Raw genomic sequence first — 18,295 nt, forward strand, 5'->3', positions numbered from 1 at the left:
CTCAAAATAAGCTAAATTGGGAGAATAATACTATTTAATAAAGGTGTCGTCAACCGAAAAGTCATAATTTTGGACACCTGCAACCTATTCGAACCGATATTCGTCTGATGGATTGTCAACATGATTGACGCACAATATCAGATTGGGAAGGAGCTTTATGGTATGGAAAAGAAACTAACGGTATTATTAACTTTGGCTGGGATACTCGGCACGACGGCCGCTGTCGGAGCTGAAGATTTTGTAGAAAAGGTTATAGGTTTCTTACAAAAAGATGTAAAGGTTCTTGTTAACGGACAAGACAGTAAGCTTACGCCTGTCTATATCGATGGAAAAGCGTATATCCCGGTGCGCGATGCTGCTGCTAAGCTGGGGTATACTGTAAATTACGATGAAGCCAACAAAGAAATCGAGCTTGACGAAGCGGCTGACTTGATGCGTGCATCCGGTGTAATCGTAAACGTGCAGGCTAAAGAAGACGGGAAATACCGTATCGAGCTCCTCGGCAGCACATGGGTCATTTTGACTGTAGACCAATCGACAGCGATTAAAAGCCTAGACGGCAAAACGCTAACCCTTGCCGATTTGAAAGCCGGCACACAAATCGATGCGGAGTTCGGACCGACCATGGCGATGAGCTTCCCGGGCCAAGCGCAAGCCGTAAGTATTAACGTTCACGCAGATCGTGCGATCAAAGAAGATACAATCAAAGAAGTGAAACATACGGATGACGGCTGGCAAGTTCAATTAGGCGACTCTTTGGTACTGAACGCAGGTAAGGAAACTCGCGTCATGACGTCTCAAGGCGAGTCCGTAAATTGGGAGGAACTGAAAGCCGGCACGAAAGTAATAGCCTACTATGGTCCATTCGAGACGAAAAGCCTCCCTCCTCAAAGCCCTGTTTTCCTCCTAGTTGTTCAGGCTAAAGCGCCAGTTACAGGCGAACTGAAAATGTCGCCAGAGACGGCGCAGGAATACCGCAACTTGGCATGGGCGCAAGTGAATGTGCAAGCGTCCCATATTACGACGAAGCAAGATGAAGCAACTGTTCACATTGTTTCTTCTAAAGTGGTTAACGTATTTGCTCCCACAGCCGAGCAGAAAAAATTGTTTGCAGAAGTTCAAGCTGCGAACGGCAACTTTGTGACGGTTACTTACAACACGGACCAAGATGAGCTGATTGGACCTTTGACAGTCGTGTTCGATTTCAACACAAAAGCTTTTGTCGGCTTTTACCCAAGAAGATAAATGCTTTCTATGCAGCCATGAAATTCAATCTCCGTTGAATTTCATGGCTTTTTTTATTCATTAGGTGCAGAATGTGTTATTTAAGCGCTTAATCTAGTGTTCGTCAGGTAAATATCTCCATTCTTTAACCTGCTTCCAGAATCCTTAATTCCCACATATTACAACAATTAGATTAAGATAACGTTTGGAAGAAAAGGCTGCCATATCGGCAACCTTAAAGGTGATTATTGAGCAAACGTGTTTAAGTGAAAGGCTCTATGTCTTTGTGTCGCCGGACAATAGTGACTCCGGGCTCGATCAAACCACTTCCCGCCGCAAAATCCGGACGCCATTTACGGGTAACTCCACCTGCCGGCCGACCGTCTCGCCGGTTTCGGCATCTTCATAGTTGCGGCCATCGAGCTGAACGGCAACCTCCTTGCCCGAGAAATTGAGCAGAAACACATAATCGCGGCCGCCGTCACTGCGAATCTGGGCGGTTACCCCGGCAGGCAAGCTGGCATCGATTGTCTTCCTCGCACCGGCTTTTTCGACGATTTTGCCGTAGAAATCCTGATAGAAAGCGGGGTCGTTTACTCGAGCCGCGAGGTAATACGCTTCTCCCTGTCCAAGCCGGTTGACAGTTAATACCGGATTGCCGGCGTAAAAATCGTCCTCGTATACGGCAAGAACTTCTGCACCTTCGGAATGGATCCGTTCGCATATTTCGCGGACTTCGTACTTGCGGGTCAATCCCAGCGCATTGCCATCGGCTGGTACAAGAGCATTGCGGTCGTGATCGTACAGCCCCTCGATTTCCTCCGCCCAAATGCCGACCGTCCTGCGCAGCGGACCAGGGAATCCGCCCAGATGGCAAAGATCGTTCTCGTCGACAATCCCTGACCAAAAAGTAACAACCAAAGTGCCTCCGTTCCGGACGAACCGCTCGATCTTTTCTCCGGTCTCTTCCCGCAGCAAGTATGCCATCGGGAGCACGAGAAGCTTATACGTCGCATCGAAATCATCACCGGAGCCGACGATATCTGTAGGTACTCCCATTTCCCAGAAGGCCCGGTAATGCTGCATAATAGTCTGCTCGTAATGAAGCCCCGAATTTCTCGGTCCCTGCGCGTCGTTCACCGCCCAACGGTTGTCCCAGTCGAACAGGATGGCCGTTTCCGCCGGGACCGGCATCCCTATCAGATCGCCAAGACCAGCAAGCGACTGGCCTAGCTCCTGAACGTCTCGGAAAACACGTGTGTTCTCGTGACCGACATGGTCGATCACGGCGCCGTGAAATTTCTCGCTGGAGCCGCGGCTTTTACGCCATTGAAAATATTGGACCGAATCCGAGCCGTGCGCTACAGCCTGCAGCGAAGAGAGACGGTGCATGCCCGGCCGCTTCAGCTTGCTCACGGCCTGCCAGTTCGTCAGGCTCGGCGTGCTTTCCATCAGCATGAAAGGCTTTTTCTTCAAGGACCGGAACAAGTCGTGGTTAAACGCGAACCATGACGCGATATTACCGTCCGAAGCCGCTTCATGCCAAGTCGGGTACGCATCCCAGGAGACCACGTCCAGAGTGTCTGCGAACTTCCGGTAGTCGAGATCGTAGAACTGGTACATCAAATTCGTCGTACACGGCAAATCAGGATTGGCGGCCTTAAGCGGCGCAATCTCATGCTTGTAAAAATCCACCGTCTGATCGGAAACGAAGCGTCTCCAGTCCAGGTTCAAACCGTGAACCATCTTCTCGCCATGCGGTGCTGGAGACTCGATCTGCTCCCAGTCGGTATAGGTATGACTCCAGAAAGTCGCCCACCACGCTCGGTTCAACGCATCCAGCGAGCCATATTTCGCCTTCAGCCAATTGCGGAACGCCGTCTGGCAATAGTCGCAATGACATTCGCCGCCGTATTCGTTCGAAATATGCCATCCTACGACGGCGGGGTGCTGCCCATATCGTTCGGCGAGACGTGTGTTCATGATCGTCACTTTCTCGCGGTATACCGGGGACGTATAGCAATGATTGTGCCGCAAGCCGTGCAAATTCCGGACGCGGTTTGCCCCGACACGAAGCACCTCCGGATATTTTTGCGACATCCAAGCAGGACGGGCACCGCTCGGCGTAGCCAGCCAGACATAAATCCCGTTCTGATCAAAGGTATCCAGGACACGATCCAGCCACCCGAATTCAAAGGTCCCTTCTTCCGGCTCGAGTGCCACCCAGGAAAAAATGCCCACAGACATCACGTTGCAATTTGCCAGCTTCATTAAGCGGATATCTTCGGCCAACACTTGCGGGTCGTGAAGCCATTGATCCGGATTATAATCGGCCCCGTGCATAAAGACCGGCAGCTTGCTGCTGATGGGCGGAAACTTACTTGCCATAGTACATGTCTCCTTTAGTAATGGTTTTTTAGGGTCTTTTCGATTATCGGGTTGATCGCTCATCTGATTTGATCATAAACCAAGCAGGACTTATACTAATAGCAAAGAACGACCGAAAAATCCTCCAATTTGAACATGGTGGTTATAGAACATGATGCCTTTCCTTCTTGCCGAATTCGCCAATATGGAGAATACTCTTCCGCTTTACGTTTGTTGTGTGGGGAGTCACGAACAAAAGCATCTCGTGCGAAAGAACGGCTATCCGGCCCATCAGCTGTTTCTGTCCAGAAGCGGAAGGGGCACATTTCGCATTGAAGGTCGGCGCGACTTGGTCCTGATGCCCGGAACCGTACTGATCCTGCCCGCCAGCGTGCCTCACTCTTACTTTCCGGATTGGCCGGATGATGTCTGGGATTTGGGTTTTGTCGCTTTTCAAGGCAAAGCTGCCCTCCCCATGCTCGAGCAAATAAGCCATCTGCTGATGAGAGCACTGGAAACGCCGAATTTCGCAGTTCTCTGGGATCAGTTGGAGGCTCTTTGGCATCTGATTAGTCTCAATGGGGAAAAGGCTTATTGGGGAGCGTCAAAGCGGTTGTACGATTTGATGCTGACCCTGTTGGAGGGCCAGGCTACAAGCAAACCGGTACCGAAAAGCGTCTTCCCCGCGGGACAACCGCATCCCGCTCTTCAAGCGGCCATCAAGCTTATCCACGATCATTTCAATGAGCGGCTGCTCCTGTCGAATGTCGCTAGAGCAGTGGGCTACTCCGTGCAGCATTTTCGCCGCCTGTTCGTAGACTATTACAGGATGACGCCGCAGCAATATATTCTGCAGCTCCGGATGCGCTGGTCCACCCAATTGCTGCAAGAGGATCCGGGAATCGCCGTTGAGACTGTCGCTCAGCAGATCGGTATGGATACTAGCTATTTCATTCGGATGTTCAAACTAACGTACGGTAAGACACCGAAACAATACCGCAAGTCAAAGCATTCTCACTCGTAGGAAACGTGCTGCAAACAATACCAGTGGGGCGCATCCTCCCGTTCCACCGGGACAAAACGGCACACGCAACAGAACCGGGTCCGATTCATCATCGGATACCCGGCCCTTCTCTTTTCTATCATTCGAGCTCTACTTAAGAAGCTTCATACAACTCTAGCTCGTTTAACAAAGCCCATCCTGCGGACTTGGTAATCTCCACCTTGACGTAAGCGGCCGCCATCGGCGCCGCAAACCGGGTGATGTCGATCGTTCCGTCTTGATGGACGGCGTCTGAATAAGTTGCTACGGGGATCCACGTCGTACCGTCCGCCGAGACCGATACGACCGCATCCTCGGCATAACCCGGCTTCAAATTGACGCCTACCGCCTTCAATTGCTTCGTACTGCCAAGCGAAACGGTATAATGCGCTGACGGAGGTGCGGACGAATTGCGGGTGGAGGAATACCAGTAGGATGAATTGCCGTCGATCGCGCCCGTTACGCCGAGCCCCGGGCGGGATGATGCGGTATAGGTCATGTCGGTATCGATCTGGAGCTGGTTGGCGTTGTACAGCGAAAGCAAGTCGATTTTTGTGCCGGGACTAGGAGGCTGCAGCGTCCCGAACAAGGCGATCTCCGTCAGTCCGGCCCATTGGCTCGACGACGTAATCTCGACCCGGACATGCTTCGCCGTGACAGGCGCGGTCGGCTCGATCATGTCGAACTCGCCGCTGTTTTGTACGACGTTCGTATACGTTCGCAGCGTCGTCCAGGACGTTCCATCGTTCGAATAGGAAACCGTACCGCTCATCGTATAGTCGGGCCTCATGTTGATGCCGACCGCCCGAATCGTTACCGGGTCTTGGAAACTCAGCTCGTAATGCGCCGCGGGCGGAGCCTTCGAGCCACGGAACGAGCTATTCCAGTACGAAAAGCTGCCGTCGATCGCACCCGTAATGCCCGTCACCGGATGGCTGGCCGTCGTCCACGTCAAGTCCGTGTCGATCTGCACGGCGCCGCTCGCATAAAGGGACATCAAATCCAATCGGTCATGCGGATCTTGCTTGGACAGCTCCTCCACGGTCGCATACGTCCCGCCGATAAAGCCGCGCGATGCATCGTAATACACTATGAATATGGTCCCGTCCGGCAGTTCGACCGCGCTCGGGTAGCTCATATCCCCTACGCTCCCATTTTTGTAGATGCCTACCGTTTGCCAATCATCCCAGTCGTCTCCGACCGGAATCGCCTTGCCTACCACCGGTCTGCCGCCTGAAAAAGCAAAGCTCCGATCCCCCCACGTGTGCAAAAGAAGACCTCCGCTCAGCAGCAACAAATCGGAGCAGTGCGCCTTCATCGACGTTCGCGCCGCCTGTGTCCACGTAAAGCCGTTGTCATACGAGTGGCTTTCCCATGCGTGATAATTATCGTATTCTCTCAACGTACGATGCAGGCTGTACAGATGTCCGCTTCCAAGGTCAACGATGACCGGCTCGACGAAGCCGATGTTTTGCGCCGGAATCGGCTCGGCCAGCAATACCTCCGTCGAAGCGTTCCAGGTCAAGCCGCCGTCCGTGCTTCGAACCGCGGTAGAGCGCGGCATTTCTTGCCGGTTTACGATAGTACCGTAGATCGGCAGGAGCAGATCGCCGTTGCTCAGCTCGACCGCCTTCGATGTGACGGCCGAGTAAGAAGCCAGGCTTGTGCCGACCGTGACCGGACTGCTCCACGTCGCTCCGCCGTCCGTGCTCCGCGCCGTCCGGACTTGCCGGGCCGTCGTCGTATTGTTGAAGGTAAACCAGGACACGAGCAGCGTGCCGTCGTTCATCTGCATGACCGACGGGTCGCGGTCGTCTTCCAGCGTATCAATTATCGTGACGGAGGTCGACCACGTTTGTCCGTTGTCTGCACTTACCGTTTTCATGATTTTGCCGTTCGTTGCCTCGTGGGCGCTGGCGGAGTAATAGACGACGAACAGAGTTCCGTCTGCTAACCGCTCCATCGAAGGAAAATACGTATTCGACGTTCCCGGGATACCGGATGCGACGATGATGTCAGGCTCGGTCTTACTGGAGATCGCCGAAGCCGGCTGAGACCGGGACAGGATCAGGCCGATAGCCATAACGAAGCACAGTAGCAGCCGGCTTGCGTACGTGACATTTGTTTTCCTTTTCATACCACAAAACCTCCAATTAATGGAATGCGGTCCAGTTGTTCCTGGAAAGGTCGAGCTAGTTGGCTGCCACCATTCCAGGTCCACGATATGTTCATTAAGGAAATCGATATGCGTCATTGTCCTTATCCTTTGAGCGCGCCCACAGTAATGCCTTTGACGAAAAATCTTTGAAACGCCAGGAAAAACAGCAGCATCGGCAAAAATGCCGCCGTACCGCCCGCCATAGCAAGCCCCAAATGAACCGTCGTCAAACCGTACGCCAGCTTGGAGACGCCGAGGGGGAGCGTCAGCATTTCCTTCTGATCGACGACGACCAGCTGCCACAAATATTCGTTCCATACCGCGACGAAGGCGAAAATGCCGACCGCCCCGATCGCCGGTTTGGCGATTGGCAGTACGATCGTCGAGAAAATCCGGATTTCGCCGGCTCCGTCGATTTTGGCCGCCTCCAGCAGCTCGTTCGGTATCGACGACATGAATTGCTTAACGAGGAAAATGCCGAACGGGTATGCGAGAAACGGCACAATCAGTCCCGAATACGTGTTCATCCAGCCAAGCTCGGCGATCAGCAGAAAACGCGGGATGAGCATCACCTCGTTCGGCAGCATCATCGTTACCAGCATGCACCAGAATAACAGAGTGCGTCCGGGGAACATCTTCTTGCCGAAGGCGTATCCGGCCAGCGCGCTTGTGAGGATGGCGCCGAGCGCGGCGCTTCCGGCAACGATCACGCTGTTCAACAGCCATTTCAGCGTCGGATTGCTCACGAACAGGATGCGGTAGTTTTCCATCGTCGGAGCGGCGGGGAACCATTCCGGAGGCATCTTCATCGTGTCCGACATAATCTTGAACGAGCCTGTAATCATCCAATACAGCGGCATGAGGGTAATAACCGTCATTATAGTCAATAGCAGCAGTCCGCCCGCGCGCAGCATCGTTTCGGACCTGCTCAAGTGCATCGTTTTCATTCTATCCCCCCCTTCCTAGACCGACGCTCCGGATCAGTATTCGGTATCTCTGCCAAGCAAACGGAAATTGATCCAAGTAATTAAACAGACGATTGCCAGCAGGACAACCCCAAGCGCGGATGCATAGCCGAAATTGAAAAAGTCGAATGCGGTCTGATAAATGCGGAACACGATCGTCTGCGTGCTGTTGGCCGGTCCGCCGCCCGTGAGCAGCAGGATGACGACGAACACCTGAAACACCGCTATCGTCTTGGTCACGACGACGAACAGCGTCGTCGGCTTCAGAAGCGGCAGCGTAATGCGTATAAACCGCTTCCAGGCATTCGCCCCGTCGATCATCGCCGATTCGTACAAATCGGAAGGAATGCCGCCAAGCGCCGCGAGGAACAAAATGATCGGCTGCCCGATAATAAAGGTGACGACGACCGTAATGATCGACATAAGCGCTTTGCCCGGCGTGCCCAGCCAAGCTACCGGCTCGATGCCGAACAAGCCGATGAGGTAATTGAGCAGTCCATAGGTCGGATGCAGAATCCAAATCCATACCATCGAAAGCACGACTCCGCTTGCCACGACCGGCAGATAGAATGCCATTCGGTAGAACGTCTGCAGCCAGCGGCTCAACGGAAATACGAGTACCGCAATGCCTAGCGACAGCACGAGTCCTGCAGGTACGACACCCAATACGATGAGGACCGTATTCGTAAGCGACTTCCAGAATGCCGCGTCGTTGTACAGCTTCTCGAAGTTGCCGAGCCCCACCCAAGTTTTCCCGCTCAGTTTCACGTCATAGAAGCTGAAGCTTAGCCCGCGCAGGATTGGAACGAAAGTAAAAATGACGAAAAAGAAATAAGCGGGAAGCAGGAAGAAATAAGCCCACCTCGCTTTGACGATTTGACGGATCAGGTTCATTTCCTTTGTCCCCCCCTTAACGGAGCAGCAAAGCCGCTGCCTGGCATTTGATGCCAAGTCTCTCACGGCGCAGCTGAAAGTGGAGTCAACTGTTCGTTAGGACTTCCCGTATGGCCGCGGCTTTCGCTCCAATTGTCGATCGTGCCGGTTACTTGCCGGATAAAATTTTGTTGGCCGCCTTCTCATAATCGGCGAGCGCCTGCGCCGGCGTCTTGGCCTTAAGCAGCGCCGCTTGAATTTCAGGTTGAAGCAGCACACGGATTTCCGCATATTTCGGAACGGTCAAGCCGAGGTCCTCGACGCCGCGTTCCTGAATGATTTTTTGCAGGACGCCATAGTTTGGATCGTCTTGAAGCGGACTGCCGGCTGATTTTTTGACTGGAAATTGCCCGGCGTTTATTGCGTATGTTTTCTGGTACTCCGTACTGTTCAGGAACTTTAGAAATTCGCCGATCCATTTTTTCTTCGTTTCGTCTTTTTGTTTGAATACGGCGAGGCCAGTCGGACCGACCGGTACGCCGTTTTTGACGCCCTGAGCACTCGGGAGCTGTACCATGGCAAGCTCGACATTGCCCTTCACTTTGCCTTCCGTCTTCGCATTGTCAAGCTTCGACCACTGGCCGAGCGTATCGCCTTGGGCGCCCAACTGGCTTTGCCAGAACAATAGGTCGATATCGGCCACTTTGGCCGTAACCGCGCTAGGCTGCAGAAGACCGTCGTCCTTCATTTTGACCAAATATTCAAGCGCCTTCAGACCTTCGGGACTATTAAGCGCTACTTTGCTGTAATCGCCGTCCTTGAACAACTTGGCGCCGAATGCCCAGAAATAGCTGTACAATCCATGATCGCCTTGCGGAACGGCAACTTGAATACCGAACGGGTACACCTTGTCTTTCTCGGCTACGGCACGCATGGCTTGATCGAATTGTTCGATCGTCCAGTATGGATTTTCTTTGGTCGGCAGCATGCTTTCTTTTCCTTTACTCTTCCAGATCGATTTATTGACGACTAGACCGCTCGCCCAGGCATAGGACGGAAGCGCATGAAGGTGCCCGTCGATCGTATACAGCTGCATGTAAGACGGGATATAATCGTCAAGCTCCTCCTTCGGCAAGAGCGTTTCCAAGTTTTCGAGAACGCCTTGGTGCGCGTACTGTGCAGTCCTGCCGAGGTAATCGCGCAAAATGTCAGGCGGTGTGCCGGCAGCTACAGCCGCCGGAATTTTTTTCGGTAAATCGTCCCATGTAACCGATTGAACGTCGATCTTCACGTTCGGATATTTCTCCATAAATTTCTTCGCTTGAATTTTCTCAAAATCGCCGAAGTTCTCGGTCTCCTTCTCCATCCCTTTGATCCTTTGGAAGCGCGGATCCACCCAATAAGTAATCGAAACCTTTTCATCCTTGCCGGTTGCGGCTGCTGATGCGTTTGCCGGTTTGTCCGATTGATTTCCGGCATTTCCGCTTCCGCCGTTTCCGGAGCAAGCGGTTAAGTACACCAAAGCGAATGCGGTACAAGCCAGCAGCATTTTACGAAACATACGGTGATTCCTCCCCAATCGTAATTTTGACAAAATCAATTTCTCAGTACACAATCGCCCTCAATGTCCGGTTGTGATACCCCTCCTTTTGTTCATGCGGTCCGCCCCTTTCCTCTGGCATTACGGCAAAATCATGATACGATCCGTTCTCATAATGTTCGCCCGACTGTCGGGCTTGATATCATTGTAGTTTTTATGAAATCGCTTTCCTATGTGGTAAAACTAATAAAATGTGTGTGGAATTAACTAAGAGCGGCAAACTTCACCGCCATGCAACGAGGAGATCCCCACCCTTCGATATCGCAGATGTCCTTATCAAAAGGGATGAAAAAAACGACTCGGCATCTTGTTACCATACCTTGTCGTTTTTCGTTTTATCTGTCGATTCCGCTGGCGCTCCCGCATTAGCAGCTTCCTCATCGGCAAATGCTTGAACCCGCTCCATCAGCTCATCGACGGTGATCCTCCCCGCGAAATAACGGTCGGTTTCCCGATTGAACGCTTCCTTCATATCCGTTAACAGCTGAGCGCTAGTTTTGTCCGGCGGAACTTCCCCCTCAATCGGAACGGTTTCCTCCATCACGCGCTTAAGCTTGCGCAGGTATGATTCGGGATACAGCCCGGTATGCTTAACGTTGTTTTTATCAATAAACGTATTGAAAATTTGATTGTACAACGACATATCCGCTGTTTTGTCGGCCGGTATATGCCCGTTCAGATCGGGGATTTCCGTCGATAGAAACTTCGCGAACATATACGCTTCGAGCGGATGCTTCGTTCGGGCATTAACCGAGTACCCCCAGCCGGGCAATACTTCCTGCCGTTTAGGCGTGGAGGTCTCATCGTAACGAGGAAGGAAGGTAATATCGTAACGGAAGCCGGGCTCATCCGGATCAAGCGTGCCGCTGTTATACTTCTGCATGCTCCAAAAAACCTGCGGCCACCAATTCTCGACCATCATTGCCGCTTTACCCTCCGCAAATAAAACGGAAGCTTTCAGCTTATCCAGCCGCAGCTGAAGATAACTCGGGCTGGCGCCCGAATCGAACAGCTCCTTATGGAGTTCAAGCGATTTACGGACGCGGGTATCGGCAATGCTCGGCGACCGAACGTCCTTCATCCAGCTCCAACCCGCATTGAGCGCCGGCTGCAAGGGATTTTTGCCTATATACCCCCATACTTTATCGCTGCCCGATCCTTCCTGGAGCCGTTTCGCCATGGAAACGAGCTCCTCGAAAGTCGTATGCTCGTTCGGATAAGGCACGCCTTTCGAATCGAACAAATCTTTGTTGTAATACAGCATTTCGACGTTTAACGTGTATGGGAGCTGATAGTTGTAGCCGCCCAGTTGTATGCTTCTAAGCTTGCCGCCGAATATGGCGTCGATGCTGTCGTTCGCCTGAAGCGCCATGCTGTCAAGCTCATGAAGCTGGCCGTTCTGCGCACGCGGCAGCACCTCCTCATGGGATAACAGCAGCACGTCCATCGTTTCGTTCGAAGAGAACGCTCCGTTTAGCGCTTGCGAGTATGAAGGCGGCTCGGCGGGAAAATCTTTATAGACGACTTCGATATTCGGATACTTGTCGTGCCAGCGAGCCAAAATCGCGTCTTTCTTCCCTCCGGAAAGCATATTGTAACCGACCCAAACTAGCTTGACTTTGTCACGCCGGTAAGCCAGATCCGAAGCGGTCAGAGGCGTTCCATGGCTGGAGGCCCCGCCTTCCTCCTTCTTCATGCCCTCCTGAAGCGGAGCGCTGTCCCTACAAGCGGATGCGAACATCGCAACCGTAAGGAAAATGATCCCCAGCCGCGCTTCGCGACTCCTGTTCTTCCATCCGCGCATCGTCCCTCTCTCCCTTCAGCCGTTACAGAGATTCCACGTATTGCTTGGGCGTCATCCCCGTACTTTCCTTGAACACTTTGGAGAAATGACGAGGATCGCTATAGCCCACCTGCTGCGCAAGCTCGTATATTTTTAACGTGCAATCCGCCGCCATGAGCTCCATCGCCCGCTTCATCCGAATATCCCTCAAATAAACATGGAAGTTGACGCCTTCCTCTTTCTTGAACAGCACCGACAAATATTCTTGGGAGATCGAATATTTATAAGCAATTTCGGCAAGCAAAATCGGCTCGGCAAGCCGTTCGTTCACAAATCGCTTCGTTTCCATAACGATTCTGCGTTTTTTATCTTTGGCCGCGGCAGCCAATCGATCGGCGATTTCCTCGAACCGGCGCATCATGTCGCGATGCAGAACGGAAAGTGTCGGTAAGCGTTCGGACAAGCCGAGACCGGGGTTTTCCTCCGTAAACGAGCGTCCTCCCGCGACCGCCGCTGCTTCAGCGGCACAGCTCAAAAGCCTTTCGTAAATACGGCGGACGCTGTCCGGATCGTATTGAGGATTCGCTTGCAGAGAAAAGTATAAATCGGACATCGACTGCCGGATACGCTGCAAATCATTCCTCCGAATCCCCTCCGTTACGGCTGTCCCCAGCTTATCATCTGGTTCGAGCCTGCGGCGCGTGCAGGAAGGAATGGGCAACTCAAGCTGCATCACCTTTCCCGAAGCATAGAACAGCTTCCGTTCCAGATAGCCCGTTTCGATGGCGGAACGAACATAAACGATCCAATCCTCCGCTGTCAACAACGGTCCGACGGCAACCGTTTCCGCCGCGTTGTCCGCAATGTTCGCGAGCAACTCTTCCTTTTCTACGATACGAACCCCGATATTTATCGGATGGGGGGCGTCCATTTGGACAGAGGCAAGAAGCAGTCCAAAATGTCGACTAACCGCACAAACCGTCATATCGGCCCCTAAAATTTCCGTCAGCCGTTCCGCCGCCGTTTTCTTAAATGAACCCAAATCGGGACCGATTCCCGCAATGGCCACAATCCGAAGTTTATATCCCGCGAAATGGCGGACGAAGCTGTCTCTGCTATCTTCGCTTAACCCCGCTTGCTCCCCGGCAAGTTTATGCAGTACGGATTCGAGCATCTGGCGCCGCAATTGAAGTTCTTCGGCTTCTTGCCGCTTCCGTCGGTCCAGCTGTCCGCGAATGTTTCGCATAAGAGGAACGAGCTCGTCCATGTCGACCGGCTTCAGCAAATATTCAGCCGCTTTGTACTTAACCGCGGCACGGGCATATTCGAAATTGTCATAGCCGCTCAGCACGACGGGAATCACATTCGGCTCACGCTTCGCCAGCTCCTCCAGCAGGTCGATTCCGGACATGCGCGGCATTCGGATATCGAGAAATACGACATCGATATCGCCCTGCAGGATGCGGTCCAGCGCTTTAGCGCCGTTCTCCGCTTCAGCCGTTACTTGAAAGCCCAGCTCCCGCCACGGAATGAACGTGCGCATTCCGCTGCGCAACACAGCTTCATCGTCCACAAGCATAACCGAATACATGCAATCCCCCGCATTCCTTTGATTTCAGGCATATTTTCTCTTGTTATTCATGTCCGGCCGCCGTCTGCGTAATCTGCCCGTAATCCTCGTCCCGCTTCAACGGAAGCTCCAATCTGACGCGCGTCCAGCAGCCCGAAACGCTTTCGATACGCAAGGATGCCTCCTCGCCGTACAGCAGAGCGAGCCTTCTGCTTATGTTTCGAAGCCCGACGCTTTCCCCGGCCGATTCATCCTTCATGTCCGCGTGAATCTCTTCCAACCGTTCCGGTTCGATACCGGCTCCGTTATCGGTTACGTCGATAACGAGCTTCTCGCCCTTCTTCGCGGCACAGATCAGCAGGTACGCTTGCGTCTCTATCCCGTCGATCCCGTGCATGAGTGCGTTCTCGACAATCGGCTGTAGCACGAAACGGACGATCGGCACATGCTCCAAGCCGTCTTCTATCACCCATTTAACCTGTAATTTTCCGCCTAAGCGAATTTGCTGGATATAGAGATAAGCGCGCACATGGGCCAGTTCCTCTTTAACCGTAATCATGCGCGTACCGGCATGTACGCCTGAGCGCAGGTAGACGGATAGCGCGCGTATGATTCGGGTCACTTTATTTTCGCCGTTCGTCATTTCCATCGACATCCATCGGATCGTTTCCAGTGTGTTATACAGAAAATGGGGGCTTAATTGCTGCAGCAAACTGGATAGCTCCGCTTTTTTATAGTCAAGCTGAATTTCCCGGTTACGTACCTCTACGTCGTATATGTAATTCATCTGCTCCTGGATTTTATGAATCATCGCGCGGATATGTGCGGCCAGCTCGCCGATTTCGTCCTTCTCCGCAAACACCGGCACTGTCGTCTTCTCGAATTTATTGTCAATGACAACTCGGATGTGACGGTTCAATTCCTGCATCGGCCTCGCGATCTGTCTCGACATGAAATAAATGAAAGCGAACAAAGTAAGGAGAACGACGAGCAAGGCAAACCCGTTTACGAGCAGCACATCTTTCGCCCCGCGGAATGTTTCGGCCGAATCGATGACGCTGATGAACGTCCAGTTCGTTTTGTTCATCGATTCATGCATGACGACGGCGTTGCGGCCGTCGATCTTCTGCACCGACATCGCGTTCCCATCGACGGTGACGGTCCAGTAATTCGGCCACGGCTTGCCGACGAGCTCTTTGTTTTTGCTGTAGATGACTATTCCATTCGACTCCGTTATAAGAAAATCGAGGGATGAGAGGCCGAAGCTGTTGTTCATAATTTCCAGCTCGCGTTCGTTGACGGCGAACATATAATAGCCAATAATGCGAGGACTGCTGCCGAGCCCGTAAATCTTTTTGGCGGCGGTTATGACATGATCCCCGAAAGGATCTTTATTTTCGTTCACATAGATGGTTTCGCCTGATGTTTGCTGCAGAGAGGGGTAAACGTTCCGCGTTTGAATCGGGCCTTCGTTCAAAAAGCTGTTTACTGTGGAAAAGAGCAGCTCGCCGCGGCTATCATATAAGTTAATGTAGTTAATATTTTTGCTGAGGACATGCCGGTAGGAGAAAAACTTTTTGAATTCGTTACGCATTTCGTCGGTGCTGCCGGCCGCGGTAAAGTATTGCTGAAGCTTGCTGTCGCTGACTACCGTATTCAATACCTGCTCCGAGCTCCGCAGCGTCGCCTCCATCCATTTGTTCGATTGAAAGACGTATTCCGCGTAATATTGTTCTAGATTGTGTTTAATCAGCCGGGAGGCGTAAGCATAGTTGATCGTAAACAGGACGGACGCCCCGAATACATATACTGCGGCAAGAAAAACGAATATTTTAACACGGAAGCTGAGCGGTCTGATGCGGCCTGCTTTGTAATTCAGTACGGCGCTTACAGAGTCGAACTTCTTAACGTCCTCGATTTGCTGCTTAATCTTCGCGATCGGCAGCATGAGACCGCGTGCAAAAAGCCGCACGGCGGCAAACGTCAACAGAATGAGCGCCAAAACCGCTATCAGTAGGGCTTGCCGATTTTCCGCCGTAACATGCGTGCCTACTGAATCCTCCGACGAAGCGATAACCGCGAGGCCGAAGCGCGCCGTTCCCGCTCCTTTGGCCGGCGGACCCAAGGATAAACGGTTACCTGCGTCATCGATGCCGGCATTTGCCACGCCGCTTTCAAGATATACCTTCTGCTTCACGGACGAAAGGACGGGTTGAAGCTCGTACCGGAATACGGACTCGCTTGCGATCAGCGCCTTCATGTTGCGGTAATTGACGGTAATGGTTACGGCTATATTGTTGTTTAATTGTTTGATGTAAACGAACCGGTCTTTAAAGACAACTTGTAGATCGGAGAGCCGAGCTTGCGAATCGGAGGCGGGAAAAAGCGGCGGAGGCAGCCACGCCTCGCTGCGGCCGGCCATCGCTTCGTAAAACTGCGGGATCTTATAGAAGTTCAGCGCTCGCCATTCGTCGGACGTCAGGAAATACGGATTGGCCGATACGTACACGTTCCCGCTTTTTTCCGAAAGCTGAATCGATTCGATGATCGGTGTAAACGTCGGATTCATGCGAAACAGGTTTGTTTCGATAGACTCGACGCGGCTCCATTCCTGCAGCGCATCGGCTCCCCGACTGGTCACCTCGTTCAGCAAATCATTGTTTTCGGATAAAATGAGCGCGATTTTCTCTACCTGCTCGAATACGGCGGCGATGTTTCGCGATGCCTGATCCTGAATGCCGGCAAGCTGCTTCGCCTTCTCCTCGTCCACCTTCTGCAAAGACAAATAGTAGGAGACGGCTGCCGTAGACGCAAAAACGATGAGCCCCAATAACAAAGTAAAGGTGACCAGTTTGCTGCGGATGCTGCTCATATTCAGCTCCTCGTAGAGATATTCCATTTTGTTGAAACGCTTACATATTAATTGTATTACATTTTATCACAGCCGCTCCGCAAAGGGCATCAACTTTTTCAGAAAACCAAATAACTCCGCCATGTACATATGATGGTACCCTCGCTTCAACCGCTTCAGTGGGGTCTGACTCCAAGAGCTTCAAGCATCTGGTCGGTTAATTACCGGCATTATGCTAGGAAAATCCGTTTGGTACATATCCCCCTTTCTCACTACTACTAACTCGCCGCTTCATGTTTGAAAGCGAATGCGCTCGCTAGCTTTATCATAAAAATTTGCGATCACGTAGGCTGTGGCTAACGTTGCATGGCCGCATAAGTCAATTTCGCCTCATGGCGTGAACCACCGTAGCCGGTAAAGTTCATCCTCTTCTTTGACCGCAGAGGCTGTTTCGGAGAGATTGTTCTCCATCACAATCTCTTATTGTTAACTGATTATTAAGATCATAAAATATATCGTACAAACTCAGGTGTTTATTGGTGGAGAACCTATCATTTATATGTACAATTACGGATAACCATCCGACTTCTTGTCTTGCGGATAGGACAAGAAGTTGTAACCATAAAATAAAAAAAACCGCGCTCGGCGCGGGTTATTATTGATATATGTTCTTGTCCACTGACACTAATTGATAACTAAATGTCCTCCCACCTGGGTGGATGATGGGGTTTTTATGAGACTTATAGCTTATTAAATTCCACTCCGTATTTATTGAAGATGGTCTTGTATTTATTTTCGAATATGGTCCATCGCTTTTCTGTTCCGTACTTTTCCTGCAAAGCTTTCAAATAATGGTTAGCCGCTGCTAGATCATTGGATTGCAATAGCAAATGAAAGCTCTCTTCGCCCAGATGTAAAAATGGACCTGAAGTGTAATAATCAACAAGGGATCTGGCACTGGTCATCGTATCATAGAAAAGAATAACCTCTTCTAATCCACTTAGCAGCGTTTTTCTCAAATCATCCATATTCGTATCAGGAGTGATTGAAAATCGATCTGGAACAGACTCGACAATTTCCAATTCTTGCTCTGAAGTGACACTCCGCTTCTAGGGGTGCTGTCAGAATCTCTCTCGATTGTATCTGTGCCAACTCCGCTGCATAAATACCGCAGTTCACATAAAACATAACATTGTCCGCTGCATTGCCAGAGGATTTTTGAAAATTGAACATGTAGATGAGGCTTTCTGTTATCTTATTGAAATTCAAATTCTTCTTTGTGAAGCCACGCATGGAAAGGAACGGCTTTACGTCCTTCTTTATCATATCGTTAAAGAGCTGCTGCAACATGATCCATCCTAGAAGATCTCTCGTTAGCCGTCATATTGTGAGTACAGCGCAAGCATATCATCAGCACAGCCAGCTATGATAGTATTTGCTTGTTCAGCATGTTTTACTGCCTCAGCGTAAAGCTGTAGATTAAAACTAACAGAAGCCATAATTAAATGCCATTCAGCGTCCGTAATTCCCTTATCAGAAACATTTTGCAGCAGCTCGTATGCTTGCTCAAATGGATTGGTCTGGTCAGAATAATCTTGCAGATAATTCAGTGCCCTTGCATATGCTAAAATCATTTCATATGACCACTGTTCCTGAGGGTACTGCTGCAGGATTGATTTTATTTCATTATAATTACCTTCAAGCTTCATTAGATCCATCTCTGCCTCAAGATCGTTTATATACTGCATGTCAATCATTCAGTTTCACCTCTGGCTACAATCATACTAACATACTAAACTGCATTCCGTTCTTTTTACCGGGTTTAAGTGAACCGCGAAGAAGTACAAGCATCATACTTCTCC

13 protein-coding genes and 1 pseudogene are annotated in these 18,295 nt (G+C 51.3%); 2 read left to right on the forward strand and 12 right to left on the reverse strand.

Going from position 1 to position 18,295, the window contains the following annotated elements:
• The first annotated feature begins 162 nt into the window (after nt 1-162).
• Nucleotides 163-1,245, forward strand: coding sequence for a stalk domain-containing protein (locus ACKGJP_RS19210; RefSeq protein WP_409340432.1), 1,083 nt, complete (start codon nt 163-165; stop codon nt 1,243-1,245).
• Between the two features lie 297 nt (nt 1,246-1,542).
• On the opposite strand, the gene ACKGJP_RS19215 is transcribed toward ACKGJP_RS19210, so the two are convergent.
• Nucleotides 1,543-3,612 (reverse strand): beta-galactosidase, encoded by a 2,070-nt coding sequence (locus ACKGJP_RS19215; protein ID WP_409340433.1) that lies wholly within the window; start codon nt 3,610-3,612, stop codon nt 1,543-1,545.
• A gap of 151 nt (nt 3,613-3,763) precedes the next feature.
• On the opposite strand from ACKGJP_RS19215, the gene ACKGJP_RS19220 reads away from it, so the two are divergent.
• A complete protein-coding gene (locus tag ACKGJP_RS19220; RefSeq protein WP_409340434.1) occupies nt 3,764-4,615 on the forward strand; it encodes an AraC family transcriptional regulator in 852 nt (283 codons plus the stop codon).
• Between the two features lie 133 nt (nt 4,616-4,748).
• Here the strand turns inward: ACKGJP_RS19220 and ACKGJP_RS19225 are convergent, their stop codons facing one another.
• The 11 genes and pseudogenes from ACKGJP_RS19225 to ACKGJP_RS19275 form a co-directional block, all read right to left on the reverse strand.
• Nucleotides 4,749-6,770: a discoidin domain-containing protein gene (locus ACKGJP_RS19225; protein WP_409340435.1), complete on the reverse strand. Its 2,022-nt coding sequence runs from the start codon at nt 6,768-6,770 to the stop codon at nt 4,749-4,751.
• 122 nt (nt 6,771-6,892) lie between these two features.
• Nucleotides 6,893-7,738: a carbohydrate ABC transporter permease gene (locus ACKGJP_RS19230; RefSeq protein ID WP_409340436.1), complete on the reverse strand. Its 846-nt coding sequence runs from the start codon at nt 7,736-7,738 to the stop codon at nt 6,893-6,895.
• A 33-nt stretch (nt 7,739-7,771) separates the two neighbouring features.
• Entirely contained in the window at nt 7,772-8,650 is an 879-nt protein-coding gene (locus ACKGJP_RS19235; RefSeq protein WP_409340437.1) for a carbohydrate ABC transporter permease, read from the reverse strand.
• Between the two features lie 148 nt (nt 8,651-8,798).
• Nucleotides 8,799-10,190: an extracellular solute-binding protein gene (locus tag ACKGJP_RS19240; protein WP_409340438.1), complete on the reverse strand. Its 1,392-nt coding sequence runs from the start codon at nt 10,188-10,190 to the stop codon at nt 8,799-8,801.
• Nucleotides 10,191-10,539: 349 nt separating this feature from the next.
• Nucleotides 10,540-12,033 carry an ABC transporter substrate-binding protein gene (locus tag ACKGJP_RS19245; protein WP_409340439.1) on the reverse strand — a complete coding sequence of 498 codons (1,494 nt, stop codon included), beginning with the start codon at nt 12,031-12,033 and terminating at the stop codon, nt 10,540-10,542.
• A 22-nt stretch (nt 12,034-12,055) separates the two neighbouring features.
• The gene (locus ACKGJP_RS19250; RefSeq protein WP_409340440.1) at nt 12,056-13,603 is read right to left on the reverse strand and encodes a response regulator; all 1,548 of its coding nucleotides are present in this window, start codon (nt 13,601-13,603) and stop codon (nt 12,056-12,058) included.
• Between the two features lie 43 nt (nt 13,604-13,646).
• Nucleotides 13,647-16,481, reverse strand: coding sequence for a sensor histidine kinase (locus tag ACKGJP_RS19255; RefSeq protein ID WP_409340441.1), 2,835 nt, complete (start codon nt 16,479-16,481; stop codon nt 13,647-13,649).
• Between the two features lie 134 nt (nt 16,482-16,615).
• Nucleotides 16,616-16,913, reverse strand: a pseudogene (locus ACKGJP_RS19260) (PhzF family phenazine biosynthesis protein); the annotation flags it as partial.
• 260 nt (nt 16,914-17,173) lie between these two features.
• Nucleotides 17,174-17,515 (reverse strand): hypothetical protein, encoded by a 342-nt coding sequence (locus ACKGJP_RS19265; RefSeq protein WP_409340442.1) that lies wholly within the window; start codon nt 17,513-17,515, stop codon nt 17,174-17,176.
• Nucleotides 17,469-17,783, reverse strand: a complete 315-nt coding sequence (locus ACKGJP_RS19270; RefSeq protein WP_409340443.1) for a DUF4304 domain-containing protein — start codon at nt 17,781-17,783, stop codon at nt 17,469-17,471. Before ACKGJP_RS19270 ends, ACKGJP_RS19265 begins: the two co-directional genes overlap by 47 nt.
• A gap of 23 nt (nt 17,784-17,806) precedes the next feature.
• Nucleotides 17,807-18,190, reverse strand: a complete 384-nt coding sequence (locus ACKGJP_RS19275) for a hypothetical protein (protein WP_409340444.1) — start codon at nt 18,188-18,190, stop codon at nt 17,807-17,809.
• Nucleotides 18,191-18,295 lie beyond the last annotated feature (105 nt).

The sequence above is a fragment of the Paenibacillus litoralis genome, from assembly GCF_046244365.1.
Lineage (GTDB): Bacteria > Bacillota > Bacilli > Paenibacillales > NBRC-103111 > Paenibacillus_V.

What these genes read in the sequence shown, in the direction of transcription:
- ACKGJP_RS19210 (WP_409340432.1), top strand. Translation starts at nt 163, where the DNA reads ATGGAAAAGAAACTAACGGTATTATTAACTTTGGCTGGGATACTCGGC.
- ACKGJP_RS19225 (WP_409340435.1), bottom strand. Translation starts at nt 6,770, where the DNA reads ATGAAAAGGAAAACAAATGTCACGTACGCAAGCCGGCTGCTACTGTGC.
- ACKGJP_RS19230 (WP_409340436.1), bottom strand. Translation starts at nt 7,738, where the DNA reads ATGAAAACGATGCACTTGAGCAGGTCCGAAACGATGCTGCGCGCGGGC.
- ACKGJP_RS19250 (WP_409340440.1), bottom strand. Translation starts at nt 13,603, where the DNA reads ATGTATTCGGTTATGCTTGTGGACGATGAAGCTGTGTTGCGCAGCGGA.
- ACKGJP_RS19255 (WP_409340441.1), bottom strand. Translation starts at nt 16,481, where the DNA reads ATGGAATATCTCTACGAGGAGCTGAATATGAGCAGCATCCGCAGCAAA.
- ACKGJP_RS19235 (WP_409340437.1), bottom strand. Translation starts at nt 8,650, where the DNA reads ATGAACCTGATCCGTCAAATCGTCAAAGCGAGGTGGGCTTATTTCTTC.
- ACKGJP_RS19215 (WP_409340433.1), bottom strand. Translation starts at nt 3,612, where the DNA reads ATGGCAAGTAAGTTTCCGCCCATCAGCAGCAAGCTGCCGGTCTTTATG.
- ACKGJP_RS19270 (WP_409340443.1), bottom strand. Translation starts at nt 17,783, where the DNA reads ATGTTGCAGCAGCTCTTTAACGATATGATAAAGAAGGACGTAAAGCCG.
- ACKGJP_RS19240 (WP_409340438.1), bottom strand. Translation starts at nt 10,190, where the DNA reads ATGTTTCGTAAAATGCTGCTGGCTTGTACCGCATTCGCTTTGGTGTAC.
- ACKGJP_RS19275 (WP_409340444.1), bottom strand. Translation starts at nt 18,190, where the DNA reads ATGATTGACATGCAGTATATAAACGATCTTGAGGCAGAGATGGATCTA.
- ACKGJP_RS19220 (WP_409340434.1), top strand. Translation starts at nt 3,764, where the DNA reads ATGATGCCTTTCCTTCTTGCCGAATTCGCCAATATGGAGAATACTCTT.
- ACKGJP_RS19245 (WP_409340439.1), bottom strand. Translation starts at nt 12,033, where the DNA reads ATGCGCGGATGGAAGAACAGGAGTCGCGAAGCGCGGCTGGGGATCATT.